The sequence below is a fragment of the uncultured Anaerovibrio sp. genome, assembly GCF_947302755.1.
Lineage (GTDB): Bacteria > Bacillota > Negativicutes > Selenomonadales > Selenomonadaceae > Anaerovibrio.
In genome coordinates, this window is the sequence record NZ_CAMYWM010000013.1 from 1 (window position 1) to 20,089 (window position 20,089).

Sequence of the window (20,089 nt, forward strand, 5' to 3'; positions counted from 1 at the left end):
AAATCTAAAGCTCATCTGCATCCTTCGGATTTGATTTGCTAAGATTTCGTAGTAAGAAAAATCAATTTAAAGGAGAATTTATTATGCGAGAACTTTTGGAGCTTCTAAAGCATGATGCACGCCGCCCCGCCAAGGAGCTGGCATCAATGCTGAATATCAGCGAATACGAGGTTGAGGAAAAAATGGCCAAGCTGGAAAAGGATAAAATAATCCTCAGCTACAACACCCTCATCAACTGGGAAAAAACTGGCGAAAACACCGTTACCTCCATTATCGAGGTAAACCTCACTCCCCAGCGGGAAGTGGGCTTTGATGCCATTGCCGAGCGCATTTACCGCTTTGACGAGGTACGCACCGTATACCTGATGTCCGGCAGCTTTGACCTGCTGGTAATCATTGAAGGAAAATCAATGCAGGATGTGGCCAATTTCGTAGCCACCCGCCTGGCCACCATCGAAGGGGTAACCCAGACCCGCAGCCATTTTCTGCTGAAGCCATACAAAAAGGACGGTATCATCATTGATGACAAAGAAAAAGATCGTAGGCTGGTGATGAGCATATGACAAACTGGAATGACAGAATATCACCTATAGTAAAAAGTGTTCCGCCCTCTGGTATAAGAAAATTTTTTGATATTGCCTCGGAAATGGAGGATATTATTTCACTGGGTGTTGGTGAGCCTGACTTCATTACTCCCTGGTCCATCCGGGAAAGCTGCGTATACGGACTGGAGCAGGGCTACACCTCCTATACCGCCAATCGGGGGCTTATGGAGCTGCGTGAAGAAATCTGCTTCATGCATAAAAGACGGTTTGAGCTTGATTATGATCCAAAAACCGATGTACTCGTTACTGTAGGCGTAAGCGAAGCCCTGGATATTGCCATGCGTACCATTCTCTCCCCGGGAGATGAAATTCTTATTCCGGAGCCATGCTATGTTTCCTACAAGGCCTGCGCCACCCTGGCAGGTGGTGTACCGGTACCGGTACCGGCCAAGGCTGAAAATGATTTCCGCATCACCCCTGCTGATTTAGAGCCTCATGTATCTCAAAAGACCAAGGCTCTTCTTATTGGTTATCCCAACAACCCAACGGGAGCCATTCTTTCCAAGGAGGATTTGGAGGCTATTGCCCGCTTTGCTGTAAACCATGACCTGATCGTTATTTCCGATGAAATATACGGCGACCTTACTTATGGGGATACCAAGCATATATGCTTTGCCGGACTGCCGGAAATGCAGGACAGAACCATCCTGCTTAATGGTTTTTCCAAGGCCTATGCCATGACTGGCTGGCGAATTGGCTACGCCCTGTCTAATCCAGACATCATTGCCGCCATGACCAAGATTCACCAATATACCATGCTCTGTGCTCCCATCACCGCCCAGATTGCTGCTGTGGAGGCCCTGCGCCACGGTGAAAAATACATGAGAAAAATGGTGTCCGAATACGACAAGCGCCGCCGTCTTATTTATGACGGTCTCCAAAAGGCGGGCTTAAAATGCTTCGAGCCAAAGGGAGCCTTCTATATTTTCCCTGATATCACCTCCACAGGACTTTCCTCCGAGGATTTTGCCGAAAAAATTCTGATGCAGGAGCATGTGGCACTGGTACCGGGCAACGCCTTTGGCGAATGTGGCGAAGGCTTCGTAAGATGCTCCTACGCCACCTCCATTGAGCAGATCTCCGAGGCCCTGGCCCGTATTGAGCATTTTGTAAGTCATTTGTAAGAGCTGCCTTTACTCCCAGGAACAGAAAAACATTCTTGTAAATATCCGCCGTCTATGCTATAGTTATGCCAATAGCATAGACGGCTGTGTAGGAGCCGTGCTGCATTGGCAGCAGAAAATCGACGTGGAAACCAGTACATGGTTCCGCCCCTTTGGGGAGCGTCGATTTTTTATTGCCTAAAATGAATTATGGAGGAAATAATATGCGAAAATATCAATTTTTTTTGCTTCAGCGTTGGCTTTCATGGGTACAAGCGTTTTTATGATGCCAACTCCCCTGCCGGTACAGGCAGCTGTTATTCAGACCGGGGAAATTCAGTCAGCTGTTACCATTCAATCTATGCAGAAGGTTACAGCGGTGGCCCGGGTCTATGGCAGTGGTGAACAGATTGCCGAAGCTATTTTGGAATACCCAAAGGCGCTGCTGCCATCAGCCGTCAAGCCCTCGGATTTTATGGTGGAGGGCCGGGAAATTGTTGCAGCAACAGTAAGCAACAAACCGGAAATAACTGATAAAGGGACGCCAGGGCGTTATGTCATCCTACAATTTGCCAATCATAACAGCGTCTTTGATGGTGACTTAAGCAATAAGCTAGGGCAACAGTCACCGGCTATATAGGTGACTGAAATTTACAGTGATAATAGGAGCTAATCATAATGAATATTTTGCATAAAAGTCTATTGACCATTTGTCTCAGTGCTATCTCTTTTGGCAGCAGCTGCATGGCCGCAGTGCCTGCGCCTGCCGTGGAGGCCGTTGCCGAAGTGTATGGTGATGGCATAGCACTGTCCGCAGTAATTTTGAACTACTCCCAGCCGATAATGGCTTCATCCGTTGATGTAGCGGATTTCAGTGTTCCCAGCCGAAGCATCAAACAGGCTTATGTTGCCGACCATGCCAGCAAAGGAAATCAAAAACTAACCGAAGGAAAATACGTGGTGTTGGAATTAGAACAGCTACCCATGACCGATCAGGGACTTGTACCGGCCCATGATAAGAAGGAGACTTCTGCCAGAAAAAAGATGGGTAAAAACGGCCCGGAGCTGGGCAGTCATGGCAATCCACACCCCTTAAAGAAAATAACTGCTGAAGTAAAGCAACAGGGTATACTGAAAGGTACAGACAGCACACTTTATCCCACAGGTGAAACCTGGAAATCAACCGTCACGCGGGAACTGCTGATCGAAAATTTCACCCAGGGGTTATTTATAGACCCGGAACAAAACAACGCCCAACTCATGTATAACCTTTACGTTCCCCAAAATTATGACCCACAAAAGCAATATCCTCTGGTATTATTCATGCATGATGCCGGCACAGTTTCCCCGGAAAATAAGGCCACACTTTATCAGGGAAAGGGTGCCATAACCTGGACAACACCTGAATGGCAGGCTCAGCATCCCTGTTTTGTTCTTGCCCCCCAATACGATACCGTCATTGTAGATGATAATTATCAATATGGGCCAGAACTTGACCGCACCATGCATTTAGTCAACGACCTACTGAACAAATACAACATCGACAAAAAGCGCATCTATAACACCGGCCAGTCAATGGGCGGCATGACCTCCATCGCTATGGATGTAAAATATCCTGACTTCTTTGCCGCCTCTTATTTGGTAGCCTGCAAATGGAACGAAAGGGTGACTGCACCCTTAGGCGCACAAAACATTTGGGCCGTAGCCGCTGGAGGCGCCCCAGGTGCCTCCCCAAGCATGGCAAAAATACTTGACGGGCTGGAACAAAATGGTGCCAAGGTATTGCGGCAAACCTTGAACAGCACCGACCCCCAGACAGAAATTAATCAGCAGGCTGCTGCCCTGATTGTCCCTGACTGCCACATCTACTATACCCTCTATAACAAAGGCGGACACCGTTCCACATGGCAGCACGCCTATGACCTGTTGCCAGCCATGGAATGGATTTTTGCCCAGCATAAATAAAAAATATTTCATTACAAAAACAGTACCATAACATCGAAGCACCCCCACCCCATTTAAAATGAGGATGAGGGTGCATTTTATTGTTAGGCATTAAGCCAATAATATATTTTCGTCTACCGTCAGAGGGGATTGTATAGCTATGTCAGCTTCTGACTTATTCTGCTGTCAGCGTCACCGTTACTTCATCACGGTTCAATAGGGCTGTCATTTCCTGTTGGGATAATTCAATATGCCCCAGCCGCGTATAGGCCCAGGAATTGGAACCATAAAAGATAACCAGCTTGTTCCCTGCATAGAGAACAATATCACCGTATTGGGTGGTGGTCTGCTTATCAGCACTGACAATATTTTGACCGATAGAGCCCACCTGCTCAAAGCCACCATAGGGTGACAGCTTAATAGTTAATGGCACCAGCTTATGCAGCTCTGCCGTAGAAGCATTATCTTCCCACGTTACTGGAACAGCGGTACCATCAATAGTCAATTTCATCCTGTACTCCTTCTTTTCTTCTGATATAGTTTTATTTTCGTGTTGAGAGACAGCCTGCCCCTTACTATCGGGAACTGCACCAGCCTCCTGTGTGCCTGCGCAGCCTGATAGCAGCAGCATTACCGACAAAATGACTCCGCCTATTATTTTCCTAATTGCCATACTCCGCCCCCCTCATACAAATACCACATTGCCCCCATGAATAAGGGGAATACTGTACATATTTCAAATATTCCTGCCAGCCTGCCGGGCTTGTTCCAGTGCGACATTTCCGGCAATATCCCCCACCTCCGTCACGCCGCCACAGAAAAGGGTCTCCTTCAATTCGGCCTTGGGAAAGCAGTCTACCCACCCCTGGACGCCGACGCGGGTTCCGGCCACTGCAGCTTCCTCCTCCTCGGCCGCCGTGGCCAGCAAATAAACCTCACGGAAACGATAATCCGAGGGAAACAGGGGATTTGCCCGATCCAGCAGGGTCTTTAACTGACCGCACATACTGTAATAATAGACCGGTGTGGCCAGAACCACCACATCTGCCTGACCGATTTTGGCCGTGATCTCATTGGCATCGTCCTTTATCACACATTCCATGGTTTTTTGACATGCAAAGCAGCCTTGGCAGAAATTTATGGTTTTGTCCCGCAGGGAAAGCTGCTCCACCTCATGCCCGGCCTCCTTGGCCCCTTCAGCAAAGGCCCTGGCCAACGCCTGGGAATTACTGTTCTTTCTTAAGCTCGCGGATATCACAATTACCTTCTTGCTCATAGTACTCTCCTCCATGCCTTTTTCCTTTTACTTTAACACCTGAAATGTAGACAAAATGCCTATACCGGCAATTCCTTGTTACCCTATTGTATCTCCCCTGCATAGGTAATACCAATGCTTATACAAAATTGTTAGCTATGCTTTACGGTAATAGCTATTCCATTTTATCCGCCAACATTTTTAAACACACTCTTTAAACATCTGCCAACTTTATTTTCGAATTTTACAACAATACAGTTGTTAGCAGCTACTCTGGTTATTTTATGGTCATGTACACCACGCAGGTACTTCCTCATACTATCCTCGGAAATACCGGTGCAGGTATGTAATTTGGCATAGTTGCCGTCAAATCGGGTGAAAAATATTTCCGAAAACCTCTGCCTTAATTTTATTCGTTGCTGCTCCTGTTGGGTTGGTACCGGATCACCAATGTGCAGACGATAGCTGACCTTCTCCTTATTGTTAGGAAAAGAAATACCATCACAGGCAAATTCATGGTTACGTATGTATTCCTTGTTTATCTTTGAAAAATCCATAATGTCCTCCTTTGATAAGATTGGTTCCCTATCTTAAAAATTCAACATTTTCATTTAATTTCCTGCGAAAAAAAGCACTCAATCCACATCAGGAAAGAGTGCTAACTCAGATAACTATTTTTTATAAAATTTTTCCAATCTTTTATGCCAGGTCTTTACTATCTGGCTCTTGAAAAAATTAATCATTTTATCAATGGAAAGCTTTTCATCCCAATCCTGCAAAGCTTCATAATACTCATTTTTATCCTCATTATGGATAACCATAGGTGGGTGGTTATATAGCATCAAAAGATAATTCACCAGTAAACGGCCAGTTCGGCCATTACCATCAGAAAATGGATGTATATTCTCCATCTTACAATGAAAATAAGCGGCAGCCTTCAATACCTTGGTTGAATCCAAATCGTTGGAATTAATATCATCCACCAACTCCTGCATTTCCACCTCAGTATCAGCAGCAGAAGCTCCAACTTCCTCTCTGCCGACAATGTAATCATGTTTTTTGTACTCACCAGGACGTTCTCCAATTTTATATCTGCGGCTATCATAGGTATTCTTTGTAAGCTCAAACTGAAGCTCTTTTATCAGCTGCCCGCTCAAAGGCGTCCTTTTATCAAAATAATCAAGCATCAGATACATGGCATCCTTTGCATTGCGAATTTCAAATAATGTTCTCAAATCACCTGTATATGAGGAAACACTGTCACTTTCAAAAATCTCCCGTGTATCATTAAAGGAAATATTAGGATTTTCTATCTTGCCGGAATGATAAGCAAAATTTATAATCTGACCATTAAGAACGGCCTCTATTTTTGCCCCAGTCTGCACGTCCTGTGATTTCCAATATTCTAATGCTCTTTCATAACTCATAGATTAATCACCTTTAGGATATCGTACCACAAATTATTTACAGTAATCAGAATACATCTGAACCTTAATGCCTTGGATGTGCTCCCACCATTTCAATGGCTGTAACAAGCTGCTTAATCGTCTCAACCTCACACTGCTGATTAAAAAATTCCACACGGGCAAACAGCTCTCCCTTGTCCGTGGAAACATATTTAGGCGGAAGGTGATTTAATGCCAAATTTACTATATCCTGCTTACATTTATCACAAAAGCAGCATCCCGGATACTTCGGAATCAGCTCATCCAATTTTTCAAGGACATAATCCTCCATATAGTTCTTCAAAAACATCCTAAAAAGCCCCCTAATAATACCTGTCATCCAAATAATGTCACCCAAAGGTTAACATAACAGATGGTTATTCCTACTCAATGATACCATTTAATCAATTACTTTCGCAATAATATATATTTCTTTGACTGATAAATATGATTTACAGTACCCAAAAATTAAGCCGTGAACCATACGCAGGTCCACGGCCTAATACTTAAATATTAAATTTACCAGGCGCCTGACGGGGAGCCAAGGCCCCCACCTGTTCGGTTGGGGATAAGCCCCCTTAACACCGGATAAATCTCTTTTTACAATTTACTGCAGGAAGGTATAGGCCGCCAAATTGGTAAGCTCGGCCAATTTCTCCGGCCATACGCCAAAGAGAATGGTAGCAATAACACTTATAACCGCCGCAGCCCGAACTGCACCGCTGATATGCAGTGCCTTGCCGTCTCCCTCTGTAAGATACATTGCCTTGGTCACCTGCAAATAGTAGTATACGGAAATCATGGACATGATAAAGCCCACAAAGGCCAGCCACAAATACCCCTGATTTACTACCGCCGTAAAGAGATACAGCTTACCGGCAAACCCCGCTGTTGGCGGAATACCGGCCATGGACAGCAGGGATATGGTCATGACCGCTGCCAGAACAGGAGCCGACTTGGCCAATCCGGTCAGGGATTTATAATCAGAACCGCCGCGCTGCTGCTCCACCACCGAAAGGGCCGTGAAGGCACCTACATTGGCAAATACATACAGCATTCCGTAGAACATTACGGCCTTCATGCCGGGGTAATCGGCAGAAACCATGCCCACCATCATATAGCCTGCCTGGGCAATAGAGGAATAGGCCAGCATACGCTTTACGTCATTTTGGCGGATGGCCATAATGTTACCGCCAATCATACATACAGCCGACAATAGGGCCAGCATTGGCAGCCAATAGAAGCCAATCAATGGGAAGGCCACGAACAGTACCCGCATAAATACTGCAATACCGGCTGCCTTTGATCCCATGGCCAGCATGGCCGTCACTGGTGTAGGTGCCCCCTGATATACATCAGGAGCCCACATGTGGAACGGAATAACTGACAGCTTGAAGAAGAAGCCAATCATAATCATGGTAGCTCCTGCCAGGCCAGCGGCTGTAAACAGGTGCTGATTATGAAAGAGCTCATAAAACTGAACTGTACCGGCAGTACCATATACCAGGCTGATACCGTAGAGCATAATGGCCGTGGAAACCGAACCAACAACCAGATATTTTACCGCCGCCTCAGAGGAATTTACTGAGGAAATTCGGGCACCTACTAAAATATAGAAGGATATGGTCATAAGCTCAAGACCAATAAATGAAGTCAGGAAGTCATTGGCCGAAGCCAGTACACACATCCCCAGCAGGGCCATCATAAGGAGAGCATAAAATTCCCCCTTGTAGCGAAGCACCGTCTGCATATAATCCATGGAGAAGAGCAATGTGAACACAGTGGCAACCATAAAGAGCTGTTTGAAAAACAGGGAATAATTATCCACTATATACATCATATCCATAAAATATCTGGTATTGGCCGCCCCATCAGCAGCTGCCGCCCCCGGCACATACATGGAAAACATATACAAAACCCAACCGGTAAGGGCAAATACCAGAACCCCGCCAATACTCTTGCGGGACTCATTCTCCGGCAATACCAGGTCCATAACAATAGCAAACAGGCCAAGGACCAAAATGAAAATTTCTGTACTAATAGCTTCAAAATTCATTATCTGATCCCTCCTATAAATTCAGGAACCTCGGCTATCCGATCCAGCAATGGCATCAGCTGCTCAGTACCGGAGCCAACCATTCCCATAAGCAGCTGGGGGAAAATACCGAAGCCAACCAGGGCAATTCCCAAAATAATTAACGGCATCATTTCCACACCCCGGGCATCCTTGTATCTGTCAAATTTGGAATCCCGCGGACCAAAGAGCACCTTGGCCAATACACGCAGGGTATACAGGGCGGTAAATATAATCCCGGAAATTGCCAAAATGGCCAAAACAGGATATACGCTGAAGGAACCAACAAAAATCGTAAACTCAGGAATAAAGCCAATGAGTCCCGGCAACCCCAGGGATGCCATACCGGCCAGCATAAAGCCGGTGGCCACCCGAGGCATCTGGTGAGCCAGACCACGAAGCTCCGTAACACTTCTCATGTGCGTCTTTTCATATACAAAGCCAATCATGGAGAAGAACAGGGCACTCATGACACCATGGGCCACCATATTGGCCACAGCGCCGCTGACCGAAACCACATTCAGGCAGGCAAAGCCCAAGAGCACATATCCCATATGGGATACGGAGGAATAACCGATTACATATTTCAAATCCTTTTGGGCCAAGGCGATATAGGCCGCATACATAACATTTATAATGGCCAGGCCGGCAATAACCGGTGCCCAGAATTTAGCCCCCAGGGGCAGCACCAGCAAGCCAATACGAATAAGACCATAGCCACCGATTTTCTTTAATACACCGGCATGAATCATGGACACCGCCGTAGGTGCCCCGGCATAACCATCCGGTGACCAGCTGTGGAAGGGGAACATGGAAAGCAATGAACCAAAGCCCAACAGCAGCAGCAAAAAGGCAAAAATCTGGAATTCCTCACTGAGAAGGCCATTTTGCCCGGCCGCAGCCAAAGCCTGCATATCAAAGGTCCGCAGGCCAGCCACATCACCAACCGTCAGATAAAGGGCAACCACGCCCACCAGCATAAAGGCAGATCCCATCAGCAGATATATAGTCAGCTTCATGCCAGCATATTCCTTGGAAACCCGTTTGGTGGAGCCCCAAATAATAACCATGATGTAAATGGGAATAACCACTACCTCATAGCAAAGAAGGAATATAAACAAATCCGTGGCAATAAACGTACCCGTAACACCGGCAATGAGAATCATCAGCAGAATGTAAAATTCCTTCGGACGATTGGTAATATTCCAGGAGCTGTATACTGCTGCCAATCCAATCAAATCTGTCAAAAGCAGCATTGGCAGGGAAATACCATCCACGCCTAATGCGTAATGCACCCCCAAATCCTTAATCCAGGGAATATTTTCGGTAAACTGCATTCCCCCGGCCGTCATATCATAAAAGAAGAAGGCATAAAGGGTAAGAGCCAAGGCCACTGTCATGGCCGATGCCGCAATCACCCTTACGGATTGTGCCGCCTTTGGTGAAACAAAGCAAAGAATAACAGCAGCGCAGATAGGTGCCAGCAGGACTGCTGATAACAAAGGAAAGCTCGTCATTACAATGCACCTCCCAGAACTGCCAAATAGTAGAGGCTATATGCCACAAGGATAATCACACCACAGATAAAGACCCCGGAATAATGCTGGGCCTGTCCGTTTTGTGCCTTGCTTAAAATCCAGCTGATGCCTCCAACCAGATGAGCCAATCCGTTGATAACGCCATCAACAATATAGATGTCAATCCAGTAGAATACCTTGGCAACACCATCTACAAATACCTTAATAAGGGCTTCGTAGATTTCGTCAATATAAAATTTATTAAAGCTCAGCTTATAAAGTATGCCGGTTTTCTCTGCAATCGCATCTGAACTCCAACGCTTGGCACCATAGATATTCCAGGCAATACCGAAGGCAATGAAGGAAAGAATCGTAGAGGATACGGCTATAGTCATATCTATACCAGCCTCATGGGGATGACCAAAGCGAACCCACTCACCAAAGCCGGCCACATGGCCCCAAAGGCCGCTTACTACTGCCAACGCAGCCAAAACCACCAATGGGAACAGCATAAATCTTGACACCTCATGGGCATGCTCATAGGCCTCCTCGCTGGCTGGTTCACCAAAGAAGGTGACAAACAGCAGACGGGCCATATAGAAGGCGGTCATAAAGGCGGTGAGGGTGGCCAGCACATACAATGGGGTGCTTACCTGAGCCGCAGCCAGCAGGATTTCATCCTTGGAGAAAAAGCCTGCAAAGGGTGGAATACCGGCAATGGCCAGCACGCCAATGGTCATGGTGGCAAAGGTTACCGGCATTTTCCTCCTAAGACCACCCATCTTAAAGATATTCGCCTCGTCCGCCATAGCGTGCATTACAGCACCGGCACAGAGGAACAGCAGAGCCTTGAAAAAGGCATGGGTCATCAAATGGAAGAAGGAGGCCGTAAGGGAGCCAACTCCCAGGGCCAACATCATATAGCCCAGCTGACTGATGGTGGAATAGGCCAAAATACGCTTTATGGCCGTCTGGGTAAAGGCGATGCTGGCCGCAAAGAAGGCGGTAAAGCCACCCACCCAGGCAATAACATTCATAACACAGGGCAACTCGCTGAACATGAAGAAGGCACGTCCCACCAGATATACACCGGCAACAACCATGGTTGCGGCGTGAATCAGGGCTGATACCGGGGTTGGGCCCTCCATGGCATCAGGCAGCCACACATGAAGGGGGAACTGACCGGATTTACCGATTGGACCAACAAATACCAGCAGGGCAATAACCGTCATCATACCGGTACCGGCAGCCCCTATATAGGCCGGAATAATCTCCCTTAGCTCCATGAAATCAAGGGTACCGAAGTTAATCTGCAGCAGGAGAATACCCAAAAGGAGGCCAAAGTCACCAACACGGGTGGTCATAAAGGCCTTCTTGGCGGCCTCCCTGGCCGATACCCTGTGATAATAAAAGCCGATTAACAGGTAGGAGCAAAGACCAACCAGCTCCCAGAACACATACATCTGCAGGAAATTTACTGCCAATACCAGCCCCAGCATGGAGGCAGCAAACAGGGAAAGGAAGGCAAAAAATCTTCCGTAGCCCTCATCCCCCTTCATATATCCCACAGAATAAATCTGAACCAATAATGATACGGTGGAAACCACCATCAACATCATGGCAGTAAGCGGATCAATAAACACACCCATGGAAATGCTGACATTACCTATATGCATCCAGTTAAGCTGCTGAACAAAGGGCTGTTCAACACTTATTCCATAATTCACCAATGCATAGGTAACACCACAGGAAAGCAAAAAGCTTATGGTGCTCATACATACGGCAATAGCCGCCGACAGCTTTCCATAGGAGCGGGTTATCATGCCAATAATAACAAAGGCCAATGCTGGTAATAGCGGAATCAGCCAGGCATGTTCAAGTGCAAAATCATAACACATCCTAAACTCCCCCTATCCCTTCATATTATCCAGCTCATCCACATTAATAGTAAATCTGTCATTGTAGATGCGATAAGCCAGTGCCACACCGATTGCCACCTCAGCCACGCCCACAGTAATGGCGAAGACTGTCATCAGCTGACCTGTCAGGTCAGAAACGGGAGTAAAGCGGTTGAAGGCAACAAAATTGATATTAACAGCATTAAGCATAAGCTCAATGCCCATAAGAATGGCAATTATATTACGCTTTGCCAGCGCCCCATAAAGGCCAATGGAAAACAGCATTGCAGCCAGGAGCAGACAATGTCCCAATCCAATACTCATGCTTCTCCATCTCCCTTCGCCAAGATAATAGCTCCCACAAGGGCAGCCAACAGCAGGGTTGCTGCTATTTCAAACGGTAAAATATACTTGTTCAGCATCATATCCGCCAGCTCATTGACGGTATCAGGAGAAACGTAGCCTCCCGGTGGTGCCGGCGTAGAAACAACTACTGCAATCATAACTAAAACAAAGAGTCCGGCACCGCCCAGTGCCAGTATTGTGTTGTTGTTAAAGGGATTGCCCGGAGGTCCGTCATCACGCTTTGTAAGCATAACACCCATTACCACCAGAATTGCTACACCGCCGGAATACAGCATAAACTCCATGGCCCCCAGGAAGTCAGCATCCAACCAGAAGAACAGCATACCTACGGCAATAAAGCAAGCTGTCATCAACAGAGCACTGTGAACCAGATTACGGCTCATCACTACCCCAAGGGCAGTCCCCAAAATCACCATGGCCAGCAGGTAAAACACCAGGGTACTAATCAGCTCATTCATTATTACCCCTCCTGTTCCTAGCCTCTGCCAATGCATCATAGGTCATATCCTCCTTGAAATAAGAAGCGAATTCATAATTCTTATCCCAGGAAATTGCCTTGGTAGGACATGCCTCAATACATAAATCACAATACATACAACGGCCAATCTGATGTACATAGGCCTCCATGTGACGCTTTTTGTTCTCATCCACCGAAACCGTAAGGTCCAGTGCAGCGTTTGGACAGCTTATGGCACACAGCTTGCAGCCAATACATTTTTGTTCATCAAAGGCCAAATGACCACCGCGGAAGCGTTCAGTCATCGGCAGCTTTTCTTCAGGATAATAAACGGTTTCCTTTTTGCCAAACCAATGGCCCCAGGTAACCTTCATTCCTGTAACAAGTCCTTTGCCCCACATAATTGAAGCCTCCTATCACATTACATTGTAAACGTAGATGCCAACCCCGGTCAGCAGAACGTTAATAAGGGCGATTGGCAGCAGCACCTTCCAGCCGAAGGACAGCATGCTGTCCACCCTGGCCCGTGGGAAGGTCCAGCCCACCCACTGATAAAAGAGAACGCACAGTAAGGTTTTTATCCAGAACCAGCAGAACCCAGGCAAAAAGTCAGGTCCATGCCAGCCACCCAAAAACAGGGTAGTAGTCAAAATACCAATACACATGAGGTTCGAGAACTCAGCCAGGAAAAACAGGGCCCAGCGCATGCCGGTATATTCCGTAAATGGACCGGCAATGATCTCCGATTCACCCTCTACAATGTTAAATGGAGGACGGTTGCTCTCCACAAGGGCCGTAACAATATAAATAAGGAAAGCCAGTGGCTGTAAAACCACAAACCACACCTCAGACTGGGCCTCCACAATGGCACTCATCTTCAAAGAACCGGTAATCATGACGATGCCCATAAGAGCGAATACCATAGGCACCTCATAGCCCAGCATCTGGGCCACAGTCCGCATACCACCTATCAGGGCATATTTACTGTTGGAGGAATACCCGCCCATGAGAAACGGCAAAACCGTCTGGGAGGTAATGGCTATCAGCAGGAACAGTCCCACATTGACGTCAGCCAGTATAACCCCATCATCAAAGGGGAAGAAGGCATAAATCAATGCAGATGGCACCAACAGAAGAATTGGGGATAACACCCAAAGCCACTTATCAATGCCCCGGGGAACAATGTCCTCCTTGTCCATCAGCTTAAGCATATCTGCCACAGACTGAAGCAAGCCGCCGGGACCTACCCGGTTTGGTCCGATACGGACCTGGATAAATGCGCAGATTTTTCGTTCTCCCAGGGTAAATACCAGGGCTGAGGTAGCCATTATCAAAAGGAGAATAGTCGCGCATATTACCGTCATAAGAAGATCTACCAATATAGGAACGCCGATTAATGACGTCAGAATTTCTCTGAGGGACTGGCCCAAAGAGTATAGAATTCCGCTATGCATATTTCCACCTGCCTATTCAATGACACTTCTTCAAGGAAAATTTAACCTTCACTTGAATTTAGTCGAATTAATCCAGAGCTCTACGGAGGCCTGCCCCCACCTTGGGTGAGGAAGCTTCGGCTCCGTCAGCATGGGTCTGTATTAGCAATCCACCTCGCCCATTAAGGGGTCGATGGTAGCAAATGCTGTAACGGCATCAGCCAGCAGCATTCCCTTGCACATGGTGTCCAGGGCCTGTAAATTTACAAAGGATGGACGACGTATGTGAACCCGGTACGGCTTGGTAGAGCCATCACTTACTATATAGAAGCCAAGCTCACCGCGGGTATTCTCCACGCGATGATATGCGTCCCCCTTAGGCGGGCGCAATACCTTTGGCACCTTGGCCATATACGCCCCAGCAGGCATATTATCCAGTGCCTGCTGGATAATTTTTGCACTTTCAGCGATTTCCTTAATCCGAATCATATAGCGGTCCCAGTTATCGCCCCGCTTCCCCACAGGTACGTCAAAGTCAAATTTTCCGTAGGCACCATATTTATCTATCTTGCGAATATCATAATCCACGCCGCTGGCTCTGATATTTGGACCGGACATGCCAAACTTCAAGGCCATTTCCTTTGTTATAATGGAAGTTTTCTTCATTCTGGCCTGGAAAATCTCGTTTCCGCTGAACAGCTTATTGTATTCATCCAGCATTGCCGGAACGTAATCAATAAATTTCTGGGTATCCCGCAAAAACTCATCCTGGGCATCCGCCGCTACGCCGCCAATACGGATATAGTGGGCGGTCATACGGGCACCACAAATGATATTAAATAAATCCAGAATTTTCTCCCGATCCCGGAACGCGTATATCATGCCGGTGGCTGAACCCAGATCATTGGTCAGGGAGCCAATAAATACATGATGGCTGGCAATACGATTCAGCTCAGCACAAATTACCCGGATATATTCGGCCCGCTCAGGCACCTCGATACCCGCCAGCTTTTCCACAGCCATGCAGAACCCCAAATTGTTATTCATAGCCGATACGTAATCCAGGCGGTCGGTAAAGGGTACACACTGTACATAGGTACGGGATTCCATCAGCTTTTCAATTCCCCGATGAAGGTATCCCATTACCGGCTTGGCTCCAACGATATTTTCACCGTCAAGCTCCACCTGAACCTGAAGCACTCCATGGGTACTTGGATGCTGTGGTCCCATATTTAAGACATACTTCTCTGTTTGTGCCATGTCAGCACCCCTCCTTCGATTTTAGGCTCCAAAGGTACAAAATCCTTTCTTAGAGGATGGGCCCCGTAATTATCCGGCAGCAGGATACGGCGCAAATCCGGATGATGGAGGAACCTAACCCCCATAAGGTCGTAGGTCTCCCTTTCCTCAAAATTGGTTCCCTCCCAAATCTGAGTCATGGACTCTACCTCAGGATTGTCCCGGTCAAGCTTAACCTTTACCGTAAGCCACTTGTCATACCGACGGGAATAAAGGCTGTACACCATTTCAATATATTCCTTATAGTCCACCGCCGTCAGCATCCCCATACGGTCGAAGGAGTAGGTAGGAGTCTCCCTTAGCACCCGCATCAGGTCAAGGAGCTGCTCCTTGCCAATATAAATAGCCGGCTCTGCCTGCCCGGCATCGTATTCAGCCGAATCAAACTGTTCCTTAAGCAGGTCCAGCTTTTCCAATTCAAAATAAGTTCCCATATTATTCCGCCCTCTCTTCCATTGTATTTACAGGACGGGTCATCAGCTCAAGATTGGCCCTGCTGATTGCCTTGGCCTCCTGGGCATCACGGCCCAGCTCCGGATGACGGATAAGCTTTTTCAGCTTGAGCATAGCATCAATAAGGGCCTCTGGTCTTGGTGGACAGCCTGGCAAATACACATCCACCGGCATAATCTTATCAAGGCCGGTAACAACCGAATAGGAATCGGCAAAGGGCCCGCCACCAATATTACAGTTACCCATGGCAATGACATATTTAGGCTCAGGCATCTCCTCATAAAGACGAATAAGCGGTGGTGTCATTTTCCAGGTAAGAGTACCGGCCACAATCAGCAAATCCGACTGACGGGGACAGGAACGAAATACCTCATAGCCAAATCGGGCCAAATCAAAGCGGGAGGCTGCCGCACACATCATTTCTATTGAGCAGCAGGCAAGACCTGATGACAAAGGCCAAATTGAATTGGATTTACCCCATTTAAACAGTGCGTCCACGCTGGTAACAATAACATTGTCCTTCAGCACAGGCGGCACAATATCAACTATTTCCATGAGAGAGCCCCCTTCTTCCACGCATACCAGAGACCAATGGTTAATATCCCGACGAACACCAGCATTTCCACCAGGGCAAACAGCCCCAGCTGACTGTATTTTACAGCCCATGGATAAAGGAACACCGTCTCAACATCAAACAGCAAAAAAACAAGTGCATACATAAAATATCCTATATGAAACTGCACATTGTTTTTTCCAATGGTATTTACACCACATTCATAGGGAATATCCTTTTCATTGGTTGGCTGCTTAGGCTGAATTATATTGGCAATAATAATAGGTGCAATAGGAAAGCCCAAGGCCATAATGAAGAAAATTCCCAGTGTTGCATAACCATCCATAAAAACCCCTCCTTAAACCCCTATGTACGTTTTAACATAGATGTACCGTACAGGTATTACATTTATGTTACATTAAACGCCATTAACAAAGAGTATAATATACCATTTGTAAACTTGTCAACAAAAAGACAAGCTTTAAATAATACCATAACTAATATTTATATAAAAAAAGAGGTGCATTCACTGCACCCCTTCTCCTTTTTTAATCTCAGAAAAAATACGGCCTTTACGCTTTATTGTAGTAAGACCTTTGTATATAGTTCCAATATCTATTTCCTTGCCATTCATTTCCATATAACGCTCCAGCTTCCGTTTTACCCGCTGCAAGGCGTTATCAATGGACTTTACGTGGCGATCCAAATCCAGGGCTATTTCCTGATATGATTTACCATCCAGATAGGCCATAAGAACACACCATTCCAAATCAGAAAGAATGTCCTCCATCTTGGCCTCAATATCAATAAACTCCTCCCGGCTGATAACCAGCTCCTCAGGGTCAGTTACCTTGGCACCGGACAGCACATCCAACAATGTGCGGTCAGAGTCCTCATCATAAATCGGTTTATTTAATGATATGTAGGAGTTAAGCGGTATATGCTTTTGCCGGGTAGCTGTTTTTATAGCAGTAATAATCTGCCTGGTAACACACAGCTCTGCAAAAGCCCTAAAGGAAGACAGCTTATCATTGCGGAAATCCCTGATAGCTTTGTACAGGCCAATCATGCCCTCCTGAATAATATCCTCCCTGTCGGCACCAATAAGAAAATACGATCTTGCCTTAGCTCTGACAAAATTTCTATATTTATTTATGAGATAATCCATGGCAATACCATCCTGATTATCCTGTATTTTTACAATGACATCCTCATCGGTAAGATCTATATAATCATCAAAGGATTCATCCCAGGTCAAAAAGCTATTTTCCATCAAGCCCCTGCCTCCAAATAATTGTCAGACTGTTTTATATATTCTATGCACAGCCACAATACGATTATAACGCCCAGTAAAAAAATAATCAAGAGCTGCAACCGTTCCCATAATTCACCTGTGCTTGTCCTATAAGAATATTTATCCGATGCTAACGGGTGCTAAGACTCCCTCCTCTTAGGTGGGAGTAAAGCACCCGTAAAGCCCTGGGTAAAATTCAACTAAATTCAGATGGAGTTAAAACTCCACCTGAATAAGTTATCATTTTATTTGCGACTGTTATTTCATTTTCCTCATAGCATCCAATTTGGCCAAGGTATCAGGGTCAAGATGACTGCTGACCTCGTTGCGGGAAACCGGGAAAACATGTTTATCCAGATAGCCCTGCCGAAGCTCCTTCTTGGCCCGCTTCAGTATGCGATGAAATTCCTTGGAGGGATGGCGATAGGCACCTGCACCTAAAATAACGGACTGCTCTGCTCCGTCAGAGGTTACTACATGAACCTCCCTGCCCATGCGAACATAATCATAGGCATGGCGTTCAATATAGCTGTCAGCAGTTTCCCCCTTGCCGGTATATACCACTATAAAATGGTCATGAATTTTTTCCACATGCTCCTCACAATCCGTAAAAAGAGCATCAAAAACCACCAGCATCTCATAGTGCTCATAGGCACCATATTCAGACAGCATACGGATAAGGGTATCTCTGGCCTCTGCCAGATTGTTGCGCAGCTTCATAAGCTCCGGCCAGGAATTAATCACATTGTAGCCATCTACAAGATAGTATTCCCTTGGCTTTTTCCTCATAATAATTAGCCCCTTTGAATTCTCTGCTTCATGGCCTCATACATCAGAATAGAACCAGCCACAGAGGCATTGAGGGAATTGATCTTCCCCATCATCGGAATACGTACGACAAAATCGCACTGCTCCTTTACCAGGCGGCCCACGCCATGGCCCTCACTGCCCACAATCAACAGTAGGGGGCCTGTCATATCCGCCTCATAATAATCGGTACCATCCATATCAGCCGCCGCTACCCAAAGGCCTTCATCCTTCAGGCGGCGAATGGTCTGAACCATATTGCCGATACGGGCCACAGGCACATATTCCACGGCCCCGGCTGAGGTTTTGGCCACCGTGGCCGACAATGGCACACTGCGCCGTTTGGGAATAAGCACCCCATGGACCCCTGCCGCATCGGCAGTACGCAGCAATGCCCCTAAATTATGGGGATCCTCCAGCTCATCCAACAGCAGGATAAAGGGTGGTTCCTTCTTCTCCCGGGCAATATTTAAAATGTCCTCCAGCTCCACATACTGAACCGGTGCCACCTGGGCCAATACACCTTGATGGCGTATTCCCCGGGCCATGGAGTCAATTTTACTGCGCTCCATATACATTATATTTACGCCCTTTTCCTTGGCCAGAGCAATGATTTCTTTAATGGAGCCCTCATTGCTGCCATTGGCCACCAGGATTTTATTGACACTGCGCTTTCCCTTCAGGGCCTCCATTACAGCATTACGGCCTGCCACCATATCCTCAGGTAATTCATCGGTCTCCCATGGAGAGGCCTTGTGCATTTTTTCCCCGGTGCGGCGGTCGAACTGCAGTCCCTTGTTCTTTACCATATATTCCGGCTTGCTGCCCCGGTGTTCCCTTAGGGCAGTCCCCCGCTTATCCGACTTTTCTTCGGCCTTTCTTCTATAGTCCATATCAGTCTTCTCTCATCTTTATCATTTCTGCAAATTTACCACAGGTCATGGCCCCTTCCGGGCAGTGGCCCGTAGCCACACAGGAGGCCCCGGCGTTTTTAAATAAGAGTGGTGCCACCTCCTTGGCCTGCTCCAGCATCCTGTAGGCCAGCTCCCGGATTTCCCACTGTGCCCGATTGCAGCACCGCAAATTAAAGAAATGCATTAAGGAACGGGCATTCATGGTAACCACGATTTTGGTTTCCGTGGCATTGGCCAGCACATAACGGGCATCCTCTTTGGGTATCCCCATATCAGCCAGCTCGTTATACGCCCTTTGAATATCCTCCATAAGAGATTGGAATTTTTCCTTGGCCTCCGGCTTTTCGGCAATGCTTGGCGGCAATATATACTCAAAATCATGCTCCGCCACATAACGCTGGGACTGTTGGCTGTAAGAGGCCAGGCGATGGCGCACCAGCTGATGGGTAAGTACCCGTGATACCCCTTCTATGCCGAAGGTAAAGGACACATGCTCCATGGTGGAGGCATGACCCATTTGTACAATCTTGGTCAAAAGCTTCTCCACCTGCTCATCAGTCATACCCTCCGCCAGCTCCTCTGCGCCGGAGGCCGAATAACATAACCGGGCCGACATGGCAACCACCCGCTCCGGCTCCGGAGTATGCTCCAACAATTTAACTTTAATCATAT

The 20,089-nt window shown here is 46.9% G+C and carries 24 protein-coding genes; 4 read left to right on the top strand and 20 right to left on the bottom strand.

Going from position 1 to position 20,089, the window contains the following annotated elements; all coding sequences use genetic code 11:
- Positions 1 to 83: 83 nt before the first annotated feature.
- The 4 genes from Q0Y54_RS02535 (at position 84) to Q0Y54_RS02550 (ending at position 3,673) form a co-directional block, all read left to right on the top strand.
- Entirely contained in the window at positions 84 to 563 is a 480-nt protein-coding gene (locus tag Q0Y54_RS02535) for an Lrp/AsnC family transcriptional regulator (RefSeq protein WP_297963966.1), read from the top strand.
- Complete coding sequence (locus tag Q0Y54_RS02540; protein WP_297963968.1) at positions 560 to 1,729, top strand: aminotransferase class I/II-fold pyridoxal phosphate-dependent enzyme; 1,170 nt, start codon at positions 560 to 562, stop codon at positions 1,727 to 1,729. Before Q0Y54_RS02535 ends, Q0Y54_RS02540 begins: the two co-directional genes overlap by 4 nt.
- Positions 1,730 to 1,973: 244 nt before the next feature.
- The gene (locus Q0Y54_RS02545) at positions 1,974 to 2,348 is read left to right on the top strand and encodes a hypothetical protein (protein ID WP_297963970.1); all 375 of its coding nucleotides are present in this window, start codon (positions 1,974 to 1,976) and stop codon (positions 2,346 to 2,348) included.
- Positions 2,349 to 2,386: 38 nt separating this feature from the next.
- On the top strand, positions 2,387 to 3,673 hold the full coding sequence (locus tag Q0Y54_RS02550; RefSeq protein ID WP_297963972.1) for a hypothetical protein: 1,287 nt from the start codon (positions 2,387 to 2,389) through the stop codon (positions 3,671 to 3,673).
- A gap of 154 nt (positions 3,674 to 3,827) precedes the next feature.
- Here the strand turns inward: Q0Y54_RS02550 and Q0Y54_RS02555 are convergent, their stop codons facing one another.
- From Q0Y54_RS02555 to thyX, 20 genes are all read right to left on the bottom strand, one after another.
- Positions 3,828 to 4,325 (bottom strand): cyclophilin-like fold protein, encoded by a 498-nt coding sequence (locus Q0Y54_RS02555; RefSeq protein ID WP_297963974.1) that lies wholly within the window; start codon positions 4,323 to 4,325, stop codon positions 3,828 to 3,830.
- 63 nt (positions 4,326 to 4,388) lie between these two features.
- Positions 4,389 to 4,928, bottom strand: coding sequence for a flavodoxin family protein (locus Q0Y54_RS02560; protein ID WP_297963976.1), 540 nt, complete (start codon positions 4,926 to 4,928; stop codon positions 4,389 to 4,391).
- Between the two features lie 164 nt (positions 4,929 to 5,092).
- Positions 5,093 to 5,464, bottom strand: a complete 372-nt coding sequence (locus Q0Y54_RS02565; protein WP_297963978.1) for a hypothetical protein — start codon at positions 5,462 to 5,464, stop codon at positions 5,093 to 5,095.
- Between the two features lie 114 nt (positions 5,465 to 5,578).
- Positions 5,579 to 6,334 carry a Fic family protein gene (locus tag Q0Y54_RS02570; RefSeq protein ID WP_297963980.1) on the bottom strand — a complete coding sequence of 252 codons (756 nt, stop codon included), beginning with the start codon at positions 6,332 to 6,334 and terminating at the stop codon, positions 5,579 to 5,581.
- A gap of 64 nt (positions 6,335 to 6,398) precedes the next feature.
- Complete coding sequence (locus Q0Y54_RS02575) at positions 6,399 to 6,662, bottom strand: late competence development ComFB family protein (protein ID WP_297963982.1); 264 nt, start codon at positions 6,660 to 6,662, stop codon at positions 6,399 to 6,401.
- 297 nt (positions 6,663 to 6,959) lie between these two features.
- A complete protein-coding gene (locus tag Q0Y54_RS02580) occupies positions 6,960 to 8,408 on the bottom strand; it encodes an NADH-quinone oxidoreductase subunit N (RefSeq protein ID WP_297963984.1) in 1,449 nt (482 codons plus the stop codon).
- On the bottom strand, positions 8,408 to 9,943 hold the full coding sequence (locus tag Q0Y54_RS02585) for a NuoM family protein (protein ID WP_297963986.1): 1,536 nt from the start codon (positions 9,941 to 9,943) through the stop codon (positions 8,408 to 8,410). The genes Q0Y54_RS02580 and Q0Y54_RS02585 overlap by 1 nt, the downstream gene beginning before the upstream one ends.
- On the bottom strand, positions 9,943 to 11,841 hold the full coding sequence (nuoL, locus tag Q0Y54_RS02590; RefSeq protein WP_297963988.1) for an NADH-quinone oxidoreductase subunit L: 1,899 nt from the start codon (positions 11,839 to 11,841) through the stop codon (positions 9,943 to 9,945). Before nuoL ends, Q0Y54_RS02585 begins: the two co-directional genes overlap by 1 nt.
- A 12-nt stretch (positions 11,842 to 11,853) precedes the next feature.
- Positions 11,854 to 12,165, bottom strand: coding sequence for an NADH-quinone oxidoreductase subunit NuoK (nuoK, locus tag Q0Y54_RS02595; protein WP_297963990.1), 312 nt, complete (start codon positions 12,163 to 12,165; stop codon positions 11,854 to 11,856).
- Positions 12,162 to 12,665, bottom strand: a complete 504-nt coding sequence (locus Q0Y54_RS02600; protein WP_297963992.1) for an NADH-quinone oxidoreductase subunit J — start codon at positions 12,663 to 12,665, stop codon at positions 12,162 to 12,164. Before Q0Y54_RS02600 ends, nuoK begins: the two co-directional genes overlap by 4 nt.
- Complete coding sequence (locus Q0Y54_RS02605) at positions 12,658 to 13,065, bottom strand: NADH-quinone oxidoreductase subunit I (protein WP_297963994.1); 408 nt, start codon at positions 13,063 to 13,065, stop codon at positions 12,658 to 12,660. Before Q0Y54_RS02605 ends, Q0Y54_RS02600 begins: the two co-directional genes overlap by 8 nt.
- A 15-nt stretch (positions 13,066 to 13,080) precedes the next feature.
- Positions 13,081 to 14,118 carry an NADH-quinone oxidoreductase subunit NuoH gene (gene nuoH, locus Q0Y54_RS02610; protein ID WP_297963996.1) on the bottom strand — a complete coding sequence of 346 codons (1,038 nt, stop codon included), beginning with the start codon at positions 14,116 to 14,118 and terminating at the stop codon, positions 13,081 to 13,083.
- Positions 14,119 to 14,259: 141 nt separating this feature from the next.
- Positions 14,260 to 15,357 carry an NADH-quinone oxidoreductase subunit D gene (locus tag Q0Y54_RS02615; RefSeq protein ID WP_297963998.1) on the bottom strand — a complete coding sequence of 366 codons (1,098 nt, stop codon included), beginning with the start codon at positions 15,355 to 15,357 and terminating at the stop codon, positions 14,260 to 14,262.
- Positions 15,330 to 15,830 carry an NADH-quinone oxidoreductase subunit C gene (locus Q0Y54_RS02620; protein WP_297964000.1) on the bottom strand — a complete coding sequence of 167 codons (501 nt, stop codon included), beginning with the start codon at positions 15,828 to 15,830 and terminating at the stop codon, positions 15,330 to 15,332. Before Q0Y54_RS02620 ends, Q0Y54_RS02615 begins: the two co-directional genes overlap by 28 nt.
- Position 15,831: 1 nt before the next feature.
- The gene (locus Q0Y54_RS02625) at positions 15,832 to 16,404 is read right to left on the bottom strand and encodes an NADH-quinone oxidoreductase subunit B (protein ID WP_297964003.1); all 573 of its coding nucleotides are present in this window, start codon (positions 16,402 to 16,404) and stop codon (positions 15,832 to 15,834) included.
- Complete coding sequence (locus Q0Y54_RS02630) at positions 16,395 to 16,748, bottom strand: NADH-quinone oxidoreductase subunit A (protein ID WP_027397252.1); 354 nt, start codon at positions 16,746 to 16,748, stop codon at positions 16,395 to 16,397. The genes Q0Y54_RS02625 and Q0Y54_RS02630 overlap by 10 nt, the downstream gene beginning before the upstream one ends.
- A gap of 180 nt (positions 16,749 to 16,928) precedes the next feature.
- The gene (gene sigH / locus Q0Y54_RS02635; protein WP_297964044.1) at positions 16,929 to 17,675 is read right to left on the bottom strand and encodes an RNA polymerase sporulation sigma factor SigH; all 747 of its coding nucleotides are present in this window, start codon (positions 17,673 to 17,675) and stop codon (positions 16,929 to 16,931) included.
- Positions 17,676 to 17,954: 279 nt separating this feature from the next.
- The gene (locus tag Q0Y54_RS02640; protein ID WP_297964006.1) at positions 17,955 to 18,485 is read right to left on the bottom strand and encodes an NYN domain-containing protein; all 531 of its coding nucleotides are present in this window, start codon (positions 18,483 to 18,485) and stop codon (positions 17,955 to 17,957) included.
- 5 nt (positions 18,486 to 18,490) lie between these two features.
- The gene (gene rlmB, locus Q0Y54_RS02645; RefSeq protein WP_297964046.1) at positions 18,491 to 19,264 is read right to left on the bottom strand and encodes a 23S rRNA (guanosine(2251)-2'-O)-methyltransferase RlmB; all 774 of its coding nucleotides are present in this window, start codon (positions 19,262 to 19,264) and stop codon (positions 18,491 to 18,493) included.
- A 133-nt stretch (positions 19,265 to 19,397) separates the two neighbouring features.
- Positions 19,398 to 20,087, bottom strand: coding sequence for an FAD-dependent thymidylate synthase (gene thyX / locus Q0Y54_RS02650; RefSeq protein WP_297964008.1), 690 nt, complete (start codon positions 20,085 to 20,087; stop codon positions 19,398 to 19,400).
- Positions 20,088 to 20,089: the final 2 nt, after the last annotated feature.

What these genes read in the sequence shown, in the direction of transcription:
- Q0Y54_RS02535 (WP_297963966.1), top strand. Translation starts at nt 84, where the DNA reads ATGCGAGAACTTTTGGAGCTTCTAAAGCATGATGCACGCCGCCCCGCC.
- Q0Y54_RS02565 (WP_297963978.1), bottom strand. Translation starts at nt 5,464, where the DNA reads ATGGATTTTTCAAAGATAAACAAGGAATACATACGTAACCATGAATTT.
- Q0Y54_RS02545 (WP_297963970.1), top strand. Translation starts at nt 1,974, where the DNA reads ATGGGTACAAGCGTTTTTATGATGCCAACTCCCCTGCCGGTACAGGCA.
- sigH (WP_297964044.1), bottom strand. Translation starts at nt 17,675, where the DNA reads ATGGAAAATAGCTTTTTGACCTGGGATGAATCCTTTGATGATTATATA.
- Q0Y54_RS02585 (WP_297963986.1), bottom strand. Translation starts at nt 9,943, where the DNA reads ATGACGAGCTTTCCTTTGTTATCAGCAGTCCTGCTGGCACCTATCTGC.
- Q0Y54_RS02575 (WP_297963982.1), bottom strand. Translation starts at nt 6,662, where the DNA reads ATGTTTTTGAAGAACTATATGGAGGATTATGTCCTTGAAAAATTGGAT.
- Q0Y54_RS02555 (WP_297963974.1), bottom strand. Translation starts at nt 4,325, where the DNA reads ATGGCAATTAGGAAAATAATAGGCGGAGTCATTTTGTCGGTAATGCTG.
- thyX (WP_297964008.1), bottom strand. Translation starts at nt 20,087, where the DNA reads ATGATTAAAGTTAAATTGTTGGAGCATACTCCGGAGCCGGAGCGGGTG.
- Q0Y54_RS02580 (WP_297963984.1), bottom strand. Translation starts at nt 8,408, where the DNA reads ATGAATTTTGAAGCTATTAGTACAGAAATTTTCATTTTGGTCCTTGGC.
- Q0Y54_RS02550 (WP_297963972.1), top strand. Translation starts at nt 2,387, where the DNA reads ATGAATATTTTGCATAAAAGTCTATTGACCATTTGTCTCAGTGCTATC.
- Q0Y54_RS02620 (WP_297964000.1), bottom strand. Translation starts at nt 15,830, where the DNA reads ATGGGAACTTATTTTGAATTGGAAAAGCTGGACCTGCTTAAGGAACAG.
- Q0Y54_RS02560 (WP_297963976.1), bottom strand. Translation starts at nt 4,928, where the DNA reads ATGAGCAAGAAGGTAATTGTGATATCCGCGAGCTTAAGAAAGAACAGT.
- Q0Y54_RS02615 (WP_297963998.1), bottom strand. Translation starts at nt 15,357, where the DNA reads ATGGCACAAACAGAGAAGTATGTCTTAAATATGGGACCACAGCATCCA.
- Q0Y54_RS02630 (WP_027397252.1), bottom strand. Translation starts at nt 16,748, where the DNA reads ATGGATGGTTATGCAACACTGGGAATTTTCTTCATTATGGCCTTGGGC.
- rlmB (WP_297964046.1), bottom strand. Translation starts at nt 19,264, where the DNA reads ATGCACAAGGCCTCTCCATGGGAGACCGATGAATTACCTGAGGATATG.
- nuoK (WP_297963990.1), bottom strand. Translation starts at nt 12,165, where the DNA reads ATGAGTATTGGATTGGGACATTGTCTGCTCCTGGCTGCAATGCTGTTT.
- Q0Y54_RS02540 (WP_297963968.1), top strand. Translation starts at nt 560, where the DNA reads ATGACAAACTGGAATGACAGAATATCACCTATAGTAAAAAGTGTTCCG.
- Q0Y54_RS02605 (WP_297963994.1), bottom strand. Translation starts at nt 13,065, where the DNA reads ATGTGGGGCAAAGGACTTGTTACAGGAATGAAGGTTACCTGGGGCCAT.
- Q0Y54_RS02570 (WP_297963980.1), bottom strand. Translation starts at nt 6,334, where the DNA reads ATGAGTTATGAAAGAGCATTAGAATATTGGAAATCACAGGACGTGCAG.
- Q0Y54_RS02640 (WP_297964006.1), bottom strand. Translation starts at nt 18,485, where the DNA reads ATGAGGAAAAAGCCAAGGGAATACTATCTTGTAGATGGCTACAATGTG.
- nuoL (WP_297963988.1), bottom strand. Translation starts at nt 11,841, where the DNA reads ATGTGTTATGATTTTGCACTTGAACATGCCTGGCTGATTCCGCTATTA.
- Q0Y54_RS02600 (WP_297963992.1), bottom strand. Translation starts at nt 12,665, where the DNA reads ATGAATGAGCTGATTAGTACCCTGGTGTTTTACCTGCTGGCCATGGTG.
- nuoH (WP_297963996.1), bottom strand. Translation starts at nt 14,118, where the DNA reads ATGCATAGCGGAATTCTATACTCTTTGGGCCAGTCCCTCAGAGAAATT.
- Q0Y54_RS02625 (WP_297964003.1), bottom strand. Translation starts at nt 16,404, where the DNA reads ATGGAAATAGTTGATATTGTGCCGCCTGTGCTGAAGGACAATGTTATT.